This is a genomic window from Chryseobacterium sp. NRRL B-14798 (assembly GCF_050470705.1).
GTDB lineage: Bacteria > Bacteroidota > Bacteroidia > Flavobacteriales > Weeksellaceae > Chryseobacterium > Chryseobacterium cupriresistens.
Genome location: NZ_JBFLUL010000005.1, coordinates 1,447,394 through 1,464,614 on the forward strand (window position 1 = coordinate 1,447,394; position 17,221 = coordinate 1,464,614).

Below are 17,221 nucleotides of genomic sequence, written 5' to 3' on the forward strand. Positions count from 1 at the left end.
AGGCATAATTTTCAATAAATGGGTTGGGTAATGTTATGTTTTGTTTGTATCTTTCTGAAATACAGTAACTAATCTCTTTTTTAATTTAATTTTCTCAATGCGATAAATTTTCCGAAATTTGGGCAAAACGTAAAAAGAAAAATATGTCAAATCAACCATTACAGACTTTAGGAGAATTTCTTATAGATAAACAGGACGATTTTCAGTATTCTACAGGTGAATTTTCTCGTCTTCTAAGTGCAATAAGATTGGCTTCGAAAGTGGTAAACAGAGAAGTAAATAAGGCCGGAATTGTAGATATAACAGGAGCTGCAGGAAACCAGAACATCCAAGGAGAAGAACAGCAGAAACTTGATGTAATCGCTAACGAAATTTTTATTACGGCTTTGTCTCAGAGAGAGGTTGTTTGTGGTATTGCTTCTGAAGAAAATGATGATTTTATTGATATCAAATGCGGTGAAAACGGACATTTAAGTAAATATGTTGTACTGATTGATCCTTTGGACGGATCTTCCAATATTGATGTAAATGTTTCTGTGGGAACTATTTTCTCCATCTACAGAAGAGTTACAGAACCTGGAACTCCGGTACAGCTGGAGGACTTTTTACAGAAAGGTATCAATCAGATTGCTGCGGGATATGTTATTTACGGTTCATCTACCATGATTGTTTATACAACTGGTAATGGAGTAAACGGATTTACATTAGATCCGTCTCTAGGAACATATTATCTTTCCCATCCTAATATGACTTTCCCAAAAACAGGTAAAATCTATTCTATCAACGAAGGAAATTATATCAAATTTCCTCAGGGGGTAAAAAATTACCTTAAATACTGCCAGATGGAAGAAGGTGACCGTCCTTACACTTCAAGATATATAGGTTCTTTAGTAGCGGATTTCCACAGGAATATGCTGAAAGGGGGAATTTATATTTATCCTTCTTATTCACAGGCTCCGAATGGTAAACTAAGGTTGTTATACGAATGTAACCCAATGGCATTCCTTGCAGAGCAGGCCGGAGGAAAAGCAACTGACGGATTCAGAAGAATTTTGGAGATAGAACCTACAGAACTTCACCAGAGAATTCCTTTCTTCTGTGGAAGTATCGACATGGTGGAAAAAGCAGAAGAGTTTATGCGTATCGACAGCGTAAAATAATGGAAGCAACTTACGTACAATATTTATTACAATTTAAGCGCCCGAGTGGAACATCTCGCGGCGTTTTGCTTGATAAAGAGACCTTCATTCTGACAATTTCCAAAGAGGGAAGAAAAGGAGTAGGGGAATGTGCTGTTTTCAGAGGGCTGAGTTTTGATGACAGACCTGATTATGAAGAAAAACTGAAGTGGCTTTGTGAAAATATTAATCAGGACAGCGTTTTTTTGAAGCAGGAACTGAAAGAGTTTCCTTCAATCTGGTTTGGATATGAACAGGCCATTCAGAATCTAAAATATGGAGGCAGCCTATATTTTCCAAGTGAATTTACTGAAGGAAAGTCTGCCATTACCATCAACGGTCTGATATGGATGGGCGACGCAACGTATATGGAAGAACAGATTCAGGAAAAACTGGAAAAAGGCTTTCACTGTATCAAATTAAAAATAGGTGTGGATTGGAAATCTGAGCATATTATTCTTCAGAAATTAAGAGAAAAGTTTTCCAAAGATCAGTTGGAACTGCGTGTGGATGCCAATGGAGGTTTCAGTAAAAACGAGGCGGTGATGGTTTTACAGCAGCTTGCTGATCTTCATATCCATTCCATTGAGCAGCCTATCAAGGCCGGAAATTGGGATGAAATGGCTGAGTTATGTGAAAAAACACCTACTCCGATTGCATTGGATGAAGAACTGATCGGAATGATAGATTCTGAAAAGAAGAAACAGCTTTTGGAAACAATCAAGCCGCAATATATTATCTTGAAACCTGCATTAGTAGGAGGTTTTTCAGGTTCTGATGAATGGATTTCCCTTGCAGAAAATCAGAATATAAGCTGGTGGATTACTTCAGCATTAGAAAGTAATATTGGATTGAATGCCATTGCTCAGTATACTTTTACCAAAAAAAATCCAATGCCTCAAGGTTTAGGCACTGGAGCTTTATTTGTCAATAATTTTGAATCCGTTTTAGAACTCAGAAATGAGCTGCTTTGGTTCAAAATATAACTGAAAAAGTTAATTAGCATAATGGTGGAGGTGAATCCGGACATGTAGTTTGCCCACAGTAGTCAGGTGCCCATGCTCTGCAGCACATCGCTGCCGGATCCCAGTTGTTGCACCCAAGAGGTGGTCTTCCCCCTTTGACTTTTTTATTTTCCTCTTTTTTTTATTACATATCTCCTTGAATTATTAATAATTCAAGGAGATATGTAATAATTCCACGAATATTTAGATAGTATTGAATATGGATTTGGTTGGTTTCAGTTTTTCACCTGCAATCCCTTCCTGTTCAGAATATTTGAATTTTTTTTAATCCGGTCTGTAGGAGGACCTGGCAGTTATAGATCGAATATTTTGTTGATTTAGAGGTTGTTACTCAATTAAATCACATCTTTTACGAAAATGGCTTTCTTTATATAGTTTAATATATTAGAAAACCTTTTTTTAATCTGTCCCATAATTAAAAATTGTAATTCCCTAACAAATGAATTAGCAATCATTGTGCCATACTGATATTTTTTAGCTGATTTTTAACGTATAATTCATTTTTTGGAGATTATTTTAATTATTTGTTAAGAAAAAATTGTGAAAATGTTTTCATTATCTTTAGACCTGTTGGAAATAAGATTTCTGTCAATTCCATATAAATTTTGGAAAATATCATGCTGTACCTGCGAACTGGAAAGATATCCCCAATGGTTTCCTGCTTCATATTTAAAATTGTTAAGCAGATCATCTTTTACAAAGGTACAGTCGATGACAGACACAATATCTTTATATTGATCAATACCGCTCGGACCATTTTTACCCAGCCTTGGGGTGAGAATATTTTTCGTAAACTGAGAAGCCGCCAGAATAATATCCTGTCTGTTTAAGTAAATAGAAATCCTGTTAGCCAGTAAGGGCAGCTTATTAAATGAATCCTCAGCATCTTCAAATACTTTATAGCTCACATCAGCATTTAACAGGAGAACCTGGTCGATAACACGAAGGATATTTTCCCTTTTAAGGCTGTATAACATACTTTGAAGCACTCTGTTTCCCATAGAGTGAGCCACAAGATGTATTCTTTGATTGCAGGGAGCAAGATCCCGGTTGGAAAAAATATCTTTTAAAAATTGAGTATAGAAATAGAACAATCTCATCAAAGATGTTCCCGAATTGATGCTGGAAGCTTTATCATCAAAATAACTCAACGGAATTATACTGCCGGAGGCGGGCCAGCTCACAAATAAAATATGCTCTACAGGCGATGCCGGATTATCAATAAATATTTTTTTAAGGTCAAGTATAGCTTTTAATTCATCATCAAAATCATATAAATAACCATGGATGAATATCATTACATCACTTCTGTCTTTGGTGGAAGACATGTTTTTGTACAGTTCATAAAACATTCTTTGGGTTCCGCCAAGATTATTGGTTGTTAGAGAGGATTTTTTAATTCCTTTTTCGCTCAGCAATACCTCCAGAACTTCTTCATAACCCTGTTTTTCGGGTTCAGAAAAAAGCTTGTAATTTAAAATATTTCTGTTGATATAATCCTTTTTCTTTTTGACTTGTTCTGAAGGCTCCTTGTAGTTCTCAAAATCGCACTTGGCGATTCTGAAATTAGGAATCGAGTATTCTTCATTGGAAAAAGAGTCTACTCTTTCACCTTTATGCCGGATAATTTTCCGGTTGCTTAGGATATAAACAGCCATAACGGTTAATGGTTACAATGGTATTAGCTTTCCGAAATTAGTGAAAAAATATCGAAATACAACAGGTAAGGCATTTAAATTACCACTTTTACAAAAGCTTATTTTTCCGTAACTTTGTAAAACTTTTTTTGCTAAAAAATAAAAGCTACTTTAATGGAAGAAGAAAAAAAATCACTCAATTTTATTGAGCAAATTATAGAAGATGATCTGGCAAACGGTCTGAAAAGAGAGCAGATTCGTTTCCGTTTTCCGCCTGAACCTAATGGTTATCTGCATGTAGGGCATACAAAAGCCATCTGCATCAACTTTGGACTGGGCGAAAAATACAATGCTCCCGTAAACCTTCGTTTCGACGATACGAACCCTGAAAAAGAAGAACAGGAATTCGTAGACTCTATTATGAAAGACGTTGAATGGCTGGGTTTCAAATGGGATAAAGTTTTGTATGCATCCGATTACTTCCAGCAGCTTTACGATTGGGCAGTTCAGTTGATTAAAGAAGGAAAAGCTTATGTAGATGAGCAGCCTTCTGAAGTGATTACCGAGCAAAGAAAAAATCCTGCAGAGCCGGGAATTGAATCTCCATACAGAAACCGTCCTGTTGAAGAATCGTTAGATTTATTCGAAAGGATGAAAAACGGAGAGTTTGAAAGCGGTTCGATGTCTCTTCGTGCAAAAATCGACATGGTTTCGCCTAATATGAATATGCGTGACCCTGTGATGTACAGAATTTTGAATAAACCTCACCACAGAACAGGTACAGCCTGGAAAATTTATCCGATGTACGACTGGGCTCATGGTGAATCCGATTATATCGAACAGGTTTCACATTCACTTTGCTCTCTGGAGTTTGAGAACCACAGACCATTGTACAACTGGTATTTAGATCAGGTATATGAAGAAGGAAGGGTTAAAAACAAACAGAGGGAATTTGCAAGGATGAATGTTTCCTATATGATTACTTCCAAAAGAAAGCTTCAGAGACTTGTAGCTGAAGGGGTAGTAACCGGATGGGATGATCCTAGGATGCCTACTATTTCGGGGATGAGAAGAAAAGGATTTACTCCGGCTTCTATCAGAAACTTTATTGAGAAAGTAGGGGTTGCGAAAAGAGAAAACCTTATCGAAATTCAGTTACTGGATTTCTGCGTGCGTGAAGACCTGAATAAGGTTGCCAAGCGTGTAATGGCAGTAGTAGATCCAGTGAAATTAGTGATCGAAAACTATCCGGAAGATAAGGAAGAATGGTTAGAAACTGAGAATAATCCTGAACAGGAAGATGCAGGGACAAGAGAAGTACCATTCTCAAGAGAAATCTATATTGAACGTGAAGACTTCAAGGAAGAAGCTAACAATAAATTCTTCAGACTTAAATTAGGAGGAGAAGTTCGTTTGAAGTCTGCTTACATCATCAAAGCCGAAAGAGTGGAGAAGGATGAAAATGGTGAGATTACAACGATCTACGCTACTTATGATGAGAAGAGTAAGTCGGGAAGCGGAACAGAGGAAAGTTTAAGAAAAGTAAAAGGAACTTTACATTGGGTATCTGCAAAACATGCTATTCCTGTAGAAGTAAGAATCTACAACCAACTGTTTACAGTGGAACAGCCTGATGCGGAAAAAGATGTAGATTTCTTAAACTTCATCAATCCTGAGTCTGTAACTACGGTGAAAGGATTTGCTGAACCAAGCCTGAAAGAGGTTGCTGTAGGAGAACCATTACAGTTCCAGAGAATCGGATATTTTACAAAAGATCAGGATTCTACTGAAGATACCTTGGTATTCAACAGAACAGTAACATTGAAAGATTCTTATAAACCTGAATAATTTTCAGGAACAGATCATAAAAACAAAAATCAGGACTTCAATTGAAGTCCTGATTTATTTTAATAGCTAAAAATCTGAAATTTAAGATTCTACTTCAGGAAATCCTTGTCCTGATAGGCGGGGTTTGGATATTTATAAAATCCTTCCCCGGTCAATACTCCCAGCTTTCCTTTATCAATATATTCTTTTTTTAATTTTTCTACAGCTTTTATCTTTAGTGGATCCTGAGTTTCTTCAGCTTCCATCTTATTGATATTATAAGCCGTCGTAATTCCTACAATATCCAGAATACCAAATGGCCCTGCTGGTGCTCCGGTTGCTACCATCCATGTCTTGTCAATTGTTTCTAGATCTGATACTTCATCAACCCATAGATTGACTGCAGCGCCAAGCAGCGGAACCAATAATGAATTGACAATATACCCGGGCTGTTCCTTTTGGATAGGCAGTGCTACCATTCCAATCGCTTTCGCAAATCTGATCACAGAATCAAATACCTCCTGAGAAGTTCCCGGATGACGCATTACCTCTCCGGTATTATGCTTCCAGATTTCATTGGCAAAATGGAGGGCTACAAATTTCTCCGGTCTTCCTGTAGCCTCAGCAAACTGACTTGGAAGAAGAGTAGAAGAATTCGTTGCAAATACTGTTTTTTCCGGGGCAACCTTAGCCAGCTTATGGTAGAATTCTGTTTTAATTGCTGGATCTTCTGGAACTGCTTCTATCAGAAGATCGGCATCCTTAACTGCTTCAGCAAGGTCTGATGAATAATTGATATTTTTAAATGTGGCATCAAGTTGTTCCTTCGTTGCGCCCAGATCTTTTTTGTAAGCTTCACTTAAAGCGGTGAATTTACCTTTGGCTTTTTCCAATACTTCATCATTGATATCATATACGGTAACGTTGAAACCGTGATAGGCCGTCTGGAAAGCGATCTGATATCCTAATACGCCGCTTCCCGCTATCGTTATATTTTTAAAATCCATGAGATTTATTTTTAGTCTTTTACTCCTTTTACCCATTCCTGAAATCTGGTTAAGAAAGATTCATGTTCTTCTTTTTCTTCCGGACGGTTTACAAGGATGTGTTCAAAATAAGTTCCTTTTAATATTTTTCTTAAAATCCCTTCTCCTAAGAAAGGTTTATAGTCATTCAAAGCCTGGGTAGCTTTTAATAAATGTCGGATGTCATATTGTAACGGATTGATATCCGGCACTTGTTTGTTAAGATTAAGAAGGCTGTAAACAGCTATTCTCGCAGTTCTCACAGAGCTTTCCATAGTGAAGACAACATCGTTATTGGTTTCTACAAACTGTCCTACAAGACCTAAGTTGGTACATCCTTCAGGAACCACTCTCGGACGGTCTCCCATCGCTCTAGGCATAAACATAGACGTGATATATGGCATGAATGCAGTACGTACAATGGTATTTTCAGTGACATTATCCAGCTGATCTGCTATTCCAAGGTGGTAGCAAAGCTCGGACAGAATCTCGTTTCCGGTACACTGAGGCATTGTTTTTTTGATATAATTACCTTCTTTATCCATCAGTAAAGCATATACCCAAACTACAAGGATGTCATCCGGCTGAGTAGGGAAGTGCGGTTGCCTGTTGCAGGTAAAGCTCATTACCCAATTAGAATCTGTAATGGTAATAATACCTCCTGTGGCTGTTCTTCCTGAATAAGGATCATTTACACACAGTTCTTTGAGTTTCTCTGTGAAAGCAGAAGGACGGCAGGTTAAGGTAGCAGACTCCCATGAAGATTTTTCAATGTGGCTACAGAATTTTTCAGGTTTTCCGAATACTTCAGATTTTGCAGCAAGATTTTTCCAAAGCTTCCATCCTGCACTTTGTCCTGCACTGCTGTTGTCTATCGTAACCTCAGGAACGGTATTGTTGTCACCGTAGAACGTACTTTCTGTCATAGATCCGGTAGTTACAATAACGTAGTCGTCTTTACCAACCGGTATTCTTACTTCTTCGCCATTTTGTTCAGTGATAATTCCTTCTACAGTTTTTCCTTCCGTATTAATATGAATATCAAGATCTTTTACCAAAGTATTAAACTGGATCTGCACCCCTTTTTCCACCAGGAAGTTTTTTAATGGAGTTACATACGTGTCGTACTGGTTATATTTGGGGAATACCAGACATGAGAAGTCTTTCATTCCGTCAATGGCGTGAAGGAATCTGTGCATATACAGTTTCAGTTCCAGTAAGCTGTGCCAGTTTTCGAAGGCAAACATAGAACGCCAGAAGAACCAGAAATTACTGTTGAGGAAAGATTGAGAAAAATAATCTTCAATTGTAAGATCATCCAGTTCTTCTTTTTTCTTAAGCAATAGTTTTACAATCGCCAGCTGATCTTTTTTCTCAAGTCCGAATTTGCTAAAATCCTTGATCTGTCCTTGATTGTGGATCAATCTTGCTTTAGAGTAATTCGGGTCGTTGTCATTAACAAGACGGTATTCATCCAATACACTATAAGGAGCAGGCAGCTCCAAAGCAGGAATATCCTGGAACATATCCCATAGATTTTCATAAGTCATATCCATTTCTCTACCTCCACGGATGATGTAACCGTCTTTTGCGTTACCAGCTCCATCCAAAGATCCGCCTTCCACATTCAGCTGGTCGAGGAAAATAATATTTTTGCCGGGTACACGGCCATCACGGATAAAATAATACGCTGCCGACATGCCGGCAATTCCGCTTCCAACAATATAGATTTTACTGTTTTCGTAAGATTGTAAAGGGATGCCTTTATTACGCTGGTAGTTTCCGATCTGGTCGGAAAAAGGCATCGTCTTTTCAGGAGTGTTAATCTGAACTTCTTTGCTTGAATCCGGTTCGTGGTTTACATTTCCAAACTGCTCAGAGGCATTTAAAACTTTATCGAATTTTGAATTGATCGTACTCATCTTTTATTGTTTTTAATTAACAGTATAAAGGTACCTCTATTCAGAAAGCGATATATATCCCCAAGTTCAGAATTATTATCCCCAAATTCTCATGACTGAATATTTTCTTTAGTTCTGTACTCCGAAGGGGAAAGTGCCGTATGTTTTTTAAAGAAACGGCCGAAAGCTGATGCTGAGTTAAACTGAAGCTCAAAGGCGATCTCCGATATGGTGATTTCAGGGTTTCCAAGCATGACATACGCTTCCTTCAGTAATGCTTCATCAATCACTTCATGAGGTGTTTTTCCGCTTGATTTCTTAATGATTTCGATGAGGTATTTATTGGAAACATGCAGTTGATCCGCATAAAACTGAACCGTTCTTTCCCGGGTGATGTTTTCACGGATCAGTTTACTGAATTTGAGATAAAGGTCTTTTTTTCCTTCTTCCTTTTCCGGATTTGCAGCATTTTCCTGTTCCATAATCTCAGCAGTCTCCAGCAGAAGATTGAAAATAATGGTACGGATAATCTCCTCTGTAAATTTTCCTTGCTTTTTCGATTTTTTATCGAGGTAATCCAGAAGATTTTGCAGAAGTGAAGAATTGGTTGCCGTAGTTTTTACAATACTGTATGAGCCTTTGGAGAAAAGATTCATTTTCTCAATGATAAAAGGATTGGAAATATTTTTAATCAGAAAGTTCTTGTCGAAGAACAGCAGTTTCATCGTAAAATCATCACTGGTTTTTCCAAATTTCACAATGGTAGAAGGTGCTGCAATAAGAAAGCTGTCAGCATCTACTTTGTATTTCTGACGGTCTATTTCAATATTGATTTCTCCGGCAGTACAGATACATAGTGCATAATAATCCATTCTGAAAGGAGCTTTTGGAAATTCAAAAATGGGTTTTCCGGAAGAAATGTAATAGGATTGGCAGCAGTCAATACTGTAAAAAGATAGCGTATCATGTAAATTTTCGTAGGTTATCATTCTTCAGTATTGGTTAAAATTTTATTATGTTTCTAAGTGAATTTAGTATAAAAGCATCTGTTTTTACTGCAATTTACGATTTTTATAAAAGTTTATTGTTTTTATATAGCAGATAAAACTGTTTTTTCAGATTAAAGTTGATTGTCTGTTGAAGGTTATTGATAAAAATAGGGTTTAAACAAAGACTTTTGGGTTATTTTTATCTAATTTTGCACTGTCAAATTTCCCCAAAATATTATTGTGAGATTAATTAACGTATATACGAGTTCTTTCAAAGGACTCTCGCAGGAGAGTTGGATGCTGGCGTTGGTAATGCTCATCAACAGGGCCGGCTCTATGGTACTTCCGTTTCTGGGAGTTTATATGACGAATCATTTGCATTTCAGTATTGAAAATTCCGGAATTGTACTGAGCTTTTTTGGAATAGGTTCGGTTATCGGATCATGGCTTGGAGGTATGATTACGGATAAAATAGGAGAGTACAGGGTGCAGAGTCTGAGTTTGCTGCTCAGCGTTCCTTTATTCTGCTTGATTCCGCTTTTTACAACAGAAGCCGGATTGGCAGGAATTATTTTAGCCCAAAGTATTGTAAGTGAAACGTTCCGTCCCGCAAACTCGGTGGCGATTACTAAATATGCAAAACCTGAAAATATTACCCGTGCTTTCTCGCTCAATCGTATGGCCGTCAATCTTGGGTTTTCCATTGGTCCTGCACTGGGTGGTATTTTGTCGGCTATTTCTTATGAATTTCTGTTTTTCAGTAATGCACTGGCTGCTTTGCTGGCGGGATTGATGTATATCTGGTTCTTTAAAAACCGGGCACGATTAGCTAAACTGAAAGCAAAAAAGGTAAAAGAAGCTATTATTATTAAAAAAGAAAGTTCACCCTACCGCGACAGTAAATTCCTTATTTATTGTGTATTCTGTATGCTGTTTTCCATATGTTTCTTCCAGCTGTTCAGTACCCTGACGATATTTTATAAGGATACAGCTCATCTGAGCCAGCAGAATATCGGATATATTCTGGGATACAGCGGTTTTCTGATTGTACTGCTCGAAATGGGACTGGTACAGATTGCTGAGAAGTATTTTACTTTAGCTTTTACTATGCTGATCGGGACTTTCCTGTGTGGTATTTCCTATGCCATGCTCGCTTTCGATTACAGTCTGATTACCCTTGTGCTGTCTATGACATTGCTTTGCGTGGGAGAAATATGGACACTTCCTTTTATGTCAACGATTACGGCATTACGTTCGGGAGAGAACAATAAAGGCGCTTACATGGGACTGAACGGAATGTCATTTTCCATTGCGTTTATTGTAACACCTTATATAGGAACACTGATAGCAGAAAAATTAGGTTTCAATACATTATGGATCGGAACAGGAGTTCTGGCGGCAGTTATCGCTATTGGTTTTTATTTTATCGTTCCATGGATGCTTAAGGATAAAAATAAGGTAGAAAAAGAGATGATATAGCGCTTTTGATTAAAAGCAAAAAGTTTCGGGCAATTTCGTAGAAATTGCCCGAAACTTTTTTTAATATCTGTAATCATTTACGATGAAGATCTGGAAAGAATCGAATTAATAATCATATTGGCATGAATCCTTGAATTTTCAATGAACCAAAGGTGAGTATCTTTTCCTCCGCATACCACACCGGCAAGATAGAGGTTGGAAATATTGGTTTCCATGGTTTCAGGATGGTAAAAAGGATTCAGGCAGTCTCCATTGAGTTCTATTCCTGAATTTTTCAGAAAATCAAAATCAGGAAGATAGCCTGTCATGGCCAGTACAAAATCATTGTCAATTTCATGAATAGCTCCGTTTTCATCTTTAAAAACAACAGAATTTTCTTTAATTTCGATCATTTCTGCATTAAAATGAGCTTTAATACTGCCCTCTGCAATTCTGTTTTCAATGTCTGGTTTTACCCAATATTTTACACTTTTGGAAATCTCAGCATGACGGACAATCATCGTTACATCAGCTCCTTTTCTGTACGTTTCCAGGGCTGCATCTACAGCAGAATTACTGGAGCCTACCACCACAATTTTCTGCTTTGCGTAAGGGTAAGGTTCCGTATAATAATGCTTAACTTTAGGAAGGTCTTCACCGGGAATATTCATCAGGTTAGGAATATCATAAAACCCCGTAGCGATGACTACATTTTTAGCCTGATAATTTGCTTTGGTGGTTTTGATCTCAAATATCTCATCCTTCTTTGAAACGCTCAGAACTTTTTCATACAGGTTAATATTCAGGCTTTTTTGTCTGGCAATTCCCTGATAGTATTCCAGAGCTTCCTGCCTTCCAGGTTTTGGAGCAGTAGAAATAAAGGGAATCTCATCAATTTCCAGCTTTTCAGCAGTGGAGAAAAAACGCATGTACAAAGGATAATTGTACAGTGAATTGACAATGGTTCCTTTTTCTATGATTACATGACTAAGATTGTTTTTTTGAGCTTCAAGGGCGCAGTTCAAACCGATGGGTCCGGCCCCGATAATCAGAATATCCAACATTTCCATCTAACAAATGTACGATGTAATTTTTAAAATGAGAAGCCGAAACCTCTTAACCTTCATCGTCTTTATCTCTTTAGATTATGTATCGCTTGGCATCAGTTTTGGTGTTTTTACCTATTGCAAAATGTAAAATATGAAAAAATTACTGATCGCGGTATTCGTTTTGAGCCTTGTTACAGCCTGTAAGAAAGAGGCTGGGAAACCTGTTCCGAACGAAATAGATTCTATTGCACAAAATAAAACAGACACTGCAGGTACAGTTCAGACCCATGCGGATAAAGAAGCCGCTTTAAAGCTGGTTAATGATGAGGTTTTGAAAGCACTGAAAGCTAAAGATTATGCAACTTTTGCCTCCTTCATTCACCCACAAAAAGGGATCCGTTTTTCAATGTACGCTTTTGTTAATCTGAAGGAAGATAAACATTTTTCTAAAGCAGATTTTGAAAAATATCAGCCTACCAAAACCTTGTTTACCTGGGGTACACAGGATGGTTCAGGAGATCCTTATAAAGCAACCATCAATGATTATCTTGGCAAATGGGTTTTTTCTAAAGACTTTACAGCTTCACAATATTCAGTGAATAAATTTATCGGCGGAGGAAACTCCCTGAATAATTTAAAAGAGATATATCCAAAAGCTGATTTCACAGAAAACTATATTAAAGGAACCGAAAAATCCGGTAATATGGATTGGAAAACGGTTCGTTTCGTATTTGAAGAATTTGAGGGTAAATATTATCTGATTGCCGTTGTGAATGACCAGTGGACAATATAGAAGTTAGAAGTTAGAAGTTAGCGACTGGAATAAACTTCCAGCCTCTAACTTCCTTTCTTTTTTATTTCAAAACTTCAGTCAGCTGTTGAGTAAGATTTTTTCTTGAAAACCGTTCAATATGCTGGGTATTTTCAATAAGGCTGTCATTTTTCCACAGTTCATATTTTTCAAGAATAAACTTTTTAATGTTTTCTGTATCCTGATAACTGAAATGTTTTCCTGCCTGCGTTTCTTCCAGAATTTTTGCGACATCCGCTTTGTCCGGACCGAAAGATAGAATCTGCTTTCCTGAAGCCAGATATTCAAATATTTTTCCGGGGATAATTCCTTTTGAAGCTTCGTTCGGGAAATTGGTAATAAGAAGCATATCCGAGTTTTGCATTTCTTCAACAGCTTTCCCATGGGCAAGATATCCAAGATTCAGAATATGATTTTTCAGACTTGAATTTTCAATGGAGTGGAGGACTTTATCATCTATTCGTCCTACAAATTTCAACTTAAAATCAGCCGCAAATTCAGCATTTTCTTTCACCAGTTCGTCGAGTGCTTTCCAAAGATTTTCAGGGTTTCTCAGCTGTTCCAAAACTCCGATATAGCTTAGCGTAAATGCTTTTTCAATTTGTGAATTTTTATTTTCAACTGCTTTTTTGCTTGAATCGCTTTCATCAAATCCATTCGTAATACAAAATGCATTAGCTCCGGCCTTTCTGAAGTTTTCAGCATCAGTGTAACTTGTAGCCAAAGTGATGTCTGCATTCTTAAATACAGCACTTTCCAGCTGCCGGTGTTTTTTATCTGAACTTTTAGTTAATTTCAGATGTTTGTAGTAGGAAATCTCTGTCCATGGATCACGGAAATCAGCAACCCATTTCAGGTCCGGCATTTTATTTTTAAGCCCTAAACCAATCAGATGCAGAGAGTGTGGCGGACCGGAAGTAACGATGGTGTCTATTTTATTTTCTTTCAGGTATTTTTCCAGAAATGTAACGGATGGTTTTACCCAAAAAACTCTGGCATCAGGAATGAAAAAATTACCTCTTACCCAAATTGAAAGTTTAGATTTCCAACTTTGGTTTTTGCCTACATCAAATTGTCCGGCTTTGAATTTTTTATTGCTCTTATTCAGTTTTTCAGCAAGCTGATAAGGTTCCCAGATTTTGGTTCTTACCATCTCGATATTTTCCGGAATATCTTTCATCAGTGTTTCGTCCAGCAATGGATAGCTTGGATTTTCCGGAGTATAGATGATCGGTTTCCAACCAAAATCAGGTAGATATTTTGCAAACTTCAGCCATCTTTGAACACCAGGACCTCCCGCAGGAGGCCAGTAATAGGTGATAATCAATATTTTCTTCTGTTCCATTTTTTACTTAATGGTCTTTGTCATTCTGAACGAAGCGTAGCGCAGTGAAGAATCTCACTCTATCTCTTCATTGAGAAATTTCCAATCTGGATTGAATTCTTTAATTAAGTTTTTTTTCTTTTGTCTGGTCCAGCCTTTTATTTGTTTCTCTCTATTTATTGCTGTCTCAATGTCACCAAAATGTTCAAAATATATTAAATAAAAGCATTTATATCTTGAGGTGAAACTTTTTTCAACAGCTTCTGGATTTTTATGACAGTATAGTCTATTCTTCAAATCGTTGGTGACTCCTGTATATAATACTGTCTTTGTTTTATTAGTCAGTATATAGACATAGTAATTATGAGTACCTAATGTTTTCATTTGAGATTCTTCATTACGCTATGCTTCATTCAGAATGACATACTGCAATAATTATTTTAAGCTTTTTGTTCAGTTACAATCTCTTTTTTCTTGTTCTTATTCATCCAGAAAATTCCAAATGCAGCCAACAGGATAAATAATCCGAATGAAAGAAGAGAAAGCCATTTTCCTTTTTCAATCACTTCAGGTTCAAAAACCATTCTGATATGGTGGTTTCCTGCCGGAACATGTACGGCACGAAGCAAATAATCTGCTTTGATATAAGGAACTTCTTTCTCATCTACTAACACTTTCCATCCATGAGGATAATAAACTTCAGAGAATACGGCCAATTGAGGTGTTTTCGACTGAGATTTAAATTCAAGTTCGTTAGGCTGGTATTTCGTAAGAGTGATAAATGCTGTAGAATCTGCCTGAACAGGTTTGTTATCAAAATATGATTTGTCAGATGAAGCAATGACAGCTGTTTTCTTGTTGTCAATAGTCCCGATCGCTTTTATTTCCTGATTAGGAGTATCTACAAATTTTAAATCGCTTACAAACCATGCATTGCCATTAGCTTTAGGATTAGGAACAACCTGTGGCTGCTCAGGACCTCCGAAAACCATGTATTTGGTATTCAACAGGTTTAATACATTAGGTGTTTTTATACTATCAATACTATTGATGTATTCATTCAGTACATCGTCATATCTTCTTAATTTTACAGCGTGATAACCGCCGATGGAAGCCTTAAAATAAGAGGTATTGGTTTCGCTGGTAACTCCTAATGTCTGGTTGTAAATTCTGTAGTGTGTTTTGTCTTTCTCAGCAATAGTCTCCAATGTTTTGTTGATGTTGACATTGGATAAAATAGATTCAAGATTTGGATTTCCCTGCACTTTTTCAGCCAACAGGTCTGAACTTTCAGTCTGGAAAGGATTTTCAGCGAAGATTTTATCAACATAGTTTTCATCGTTTAAGTAACGTTTGTTTACCGACCAAAGATCAAATAAACTTACAAGCCCAATCACTACCAAAGCAATATTCTGATTAAGCTTTTTCTTTAAAGTTAAGAATAGAGCTGCCGCAGTAATCGCTACATAAATGAATGCTTTTATGGCATCTATTCTGAATAATTTATATCTTTCATCTACAAGATAATCAAGCAGGAAAGGAGGGAAGTAGGTTTTCTCGTTTTCTGTAGCAAAACCTAACAATGATTTTCCAAAGATTAAAAGAATCAATAAAAATCCTAACGTTCCACCTCCTACATACATCAGAATTTTCTGCTTATATTCTTCAGTCAACTTTTCATCTGTAAAGAATCTGTATAATCCCAAAATGGCAATTAATGGGAATAATAACTCTACTACCACTAAGATTGAAGAAGGAGCTCTGAATTTATTATAGAACGGTACATAATCGATAAAGAAATCCGATAATGGCATAAAGTTACTTCCCCAAGCCAGTAAAATGGTCAGGATGGAAGCTCCTAAAATCCAGTAACGGTATTTTTTCGAGGCAAAAAAGAATCCCAATAAAGCAAGAAAACAAACAATTGCTCCCTGATAGGCAGGTCCTGAAGTTCCCGGCTGGTCTCCCCAGTAAGTAACCCCGCTGAAACCTTTGGAAATTCTGTCCATTTCAGCCTGTGAACCTACATTTTCCTGCACCAGCTCCTGAACTCTGTTCATGATTTCTTTTCCTTCAGGTTCCTGGCTTCCGCCTCCCATTAATCTTGGAATAAAAAGGTTTAAAGTTTCCAGTTGCCCGTAGCTCCACATCAGCATACTTTCTTTGTCCATTCCGGATTTTCCTGAAGTATGGCTGTCGTTATTTAAAATCTGCTTTCCACGAACCGTTTCTTTTACATATTCTGAATTGGCCATGATTCTTTGTGAATTCATTCCAACCCCGATAACACATGACGCTGCGATAATCCCTGATGAAATAAGGAAGTGCTTCATCGGTGTCTTTTTCTGGATGGCTCTGATCAATTCAGAAAGGAATAAGAATCCTAACGCAATGAACAGATAATAGGTCATTTGTGGGTGGTTTGCAGCAATTTGAAGACCCATAAAAAGGGTAGTGACAATGAACCCCCAGATGTATTGTTTCCTGATATACACCAGTAAAATTCCGGCTAACAGCGGTGCGAAATATTCAATGGTATTTACTTTACCATTATGTCCGGCTGCAATAATGATATAAAAATAGGTGGAAAGTCCGAAGAAAGTAGCTCCCAAAAGAGCATATTTCCAGTTTCTGACCACTACCATTCCCAAAAGGAAAAAACCTGCAAACAGCAGGAAGAGATAATTAACCGGCCTTGGCAGGAAATTCAGATTGCTGTCTATTTTTTTGATGATATCACCTTTGAACTGGCTTCCCATCTGATAAGTCGGCATTCCCCCAAACATGGAGTCACTCCAATAGGTTTCATTTCCGGTATTGGCTCTGTAGTCAAGCAGTTCTTTTGCTCCTCCTCTGTACTGTACAATATCATGCTGGAAAAGCTGTTTCCCTGAAAATACAGGAGTGGAATATAAAAATGCTAAAACTATAAATACTACTAATGAAATTGCAATATAAATTAAGTTTTTATTTTTTGCCATGCTGGTTATTATCTTT

The 17,221-nt window shown here is 37.2% G+C and carries 13 protein-coding genes; 5 read left to right on the forward strand and 8 right to left on the reverse strand.

Annotation, left to right across the window (positions count from 1 at the left end; all coding sequences use genetic code 11):
• The first annotated feature begins 143 nt into the window (after positions 1-143).
• Positions 144-1,160 carry a class 1 fructose-bisphosphatase gene (fbp, locus tag AB1278_RS06920; RefSeq protein WP_110010152.1) on the forward strand — a complete coding sequence of 339 codons (1,017 nt, stop codon included), beginning with the start codon at positions 144-146 and terminating at the stop codon, positions 1,158-1,160.
• Positions 1,160-2,164 carry an o-succinylbenzoate synthase gene (gene menC / locus AB1278_RS06925; RefSeq protein ID WP_429813234.1) on the forward strand — a complete coding sequence of 335 codons (1,005 nt, stop codon included), beginning with the start codon at positions 1,160-1,162 and terminating at the stop codon, positions 2,162-2,164. The genes fbp and menC overlap by 1 nt, the downstream gene beginning before the upstream one ends.
• 566 nt (positions 2,165-2,730) lie before the next feature.
• Here menC and AB1278_RS06930 read toward each other — a convergent pair.
• Positions 2,731-3,861: an alpha/beta hydrolase gene (locus AB1278_RS06930; protein ID WP_429813237.1), complete on the reverse strand. Its 1,131-nt coding sequence runs from the start codon at positions 3,859-3,861 to the stop codon at positions 2,731-2,733.
• A 153-nt stretch (positions 3,862-4,014) separates the two neighbouring features.
• On the opposite strand from AB1278_RS06930, the gene AB1278_RS06935 reads away from it, so the two are divergent.
• The gene (locus AB1278_RS06935; protein ID WP_227942948.1) at positions 4,015-5,688 is read left to right on the forward strand and encodes a glutamine--tRNA ligase/YqeY domain fusion protein; all 1,674 of its coding nucleotides are present in this window, start codon (positions 4,015-4,017) and stop codon (positions 5,686-5,688) included.
• 89 nt (positions 5,689-5,777) lie between these two features.
• On the opposite strand, the gene AB1278_RS06940 is transcribed toward AB1278_RS06935, so the two are convergent.
• From AB1278_RS06940 to AB1278_RS06950, 3 genes are all read right to left on the reverse strand, one after another.
• The gene (locus tag AB1278_RS06940; protein WP_429813240.1) at positions 5,778-6,674 is read right to left on the reverse strand and encodes a 3-hydroxyacyl-CoA dehydrogenase; all 897 of its coding nucleotides are present in this window, start codon (positions 6,672-6,674) and stop codon (positions 5,778-5,780) included.
• An 11-nt stretch (positions 6,675-6,685) separates the two neighbouring features.
• Positions 6,686-8,614: an oleate hydratase gene (locus AB1278_RS06945; protein ID WP_429813243.1), complete on the reverse strand. Its 1,929-nt coding sequence runs from the start codon at positions 8,612-8,614 to the stop codon at positions 6,686-6,688.
• A gap of 89 nt (positions 8,615-8,703) precedes the next feature.
• Complete coding sequence (locus AB1278_RS06950; protein WP_120231945.1) at positions 8,704-9,582, reverse strand: AraC family transcriptional regulator; 879 nt, start codon at positions 9,580-9,582, stop codon at positions 8,704-8,706.
• Between the two features lie 297 nt (positions 9,583-9,879).
• On the opposite strand from AB1278_RS06950, the gene AB1278_RS06955 reads away from it, so the two are divergent.
• Positions 9,880-11,061: an MFS transporter gene (locus AB1278_RS06955; RefSeq protein WP_110010204.1), complete on the forward strand. Its 1,182-nt coding sequence runs from the start codon at positions 9,880-9,882 to the stop codon at positions 11,059-11,061.
• Between the two features lie 77 nt (positions 11,062-11,138).
• On the opposite strand, the gene AB1278_RS06960 is transcribed toward AB1278_RS06955, so the two are convergent.
• The gene (locus tag AB1278_RS06960; protein ID WP_137905742.1) at positions 11,139-12,110 is read right to left on the reverse strand and encodes a YpdA family putative bacillithiol disulfide reductase; all 972 of its coding nucleotides are present in this window, start codon (positions 12,108-12,110) and stop codon (positions 11,139-11,141) included.
• 130 nt (positions 12,111-12,240) lie between these two features.
• Between AB1278_RS06960 and AB1278_RS06965 the strand changes: the two genes are divergently transcribed.
• Positions 12,241-12,882 carry a hypothetical protein gene (locus AB1278_RS06965; RefSeq protein WP_411413927.1) on the forward strand — a complete coding sequence of 214 codons (642 nt, stop codon included), beginning with the start codon at positions 12,241-12,243 and terminating at the stop codon, positions 12,880-12,882.
• 61 nt (positions 12,883-12,943) lie between these two features.
• Here AB1278_RS06965 and AB1278_RS06970 read toward each other — a convergent pair whose 3' ends face one another.
• Genes AB1278_RS06970 through AB1278_RS06980 form a run of 3 tightly spaced genes read right to left on the reverse strand, consistent with a single transcriptional unit; the run spans position 12,944 to position 17,205 of the window.
• Positions 12,944-14,245, reverse strand: a complete 1,302-nt coding sequence (locus AB1278_RS06970; RefSeq protein WP_429813247.1) for a glycosyl transferase family 1 — start codon at positions 14,243-14,245, stop codon at positions 12,944-12,946.
• Between the two features lie 54 nt (positions 14,246-14,299).
• On the reverse strand, positions 14,300-14,608 hold the full coding sequence (locus AB1278_RS06975) for a GIY-YIG nuclease family protein (RefSeq protein WP_429813250.1): 309 nt from the start codon (positions 14,606-14,608) through the stop codon (positions 14,300-14,302).
• A gap of 56 nt (positions 14,609-14,664) precedes the next feature.
• Positions 14,665-17,205, reverse strand: coding sequence for a YfhO family protein (locus AB1278_RS06980; protein ID WP_429813253.1), 2,541 nt, complete (start codon positions 17,203-17,205; stop codon positions 14,665-14,667).
• Positions 17,206-17,221: the final 16 nt, after the last annotated feature.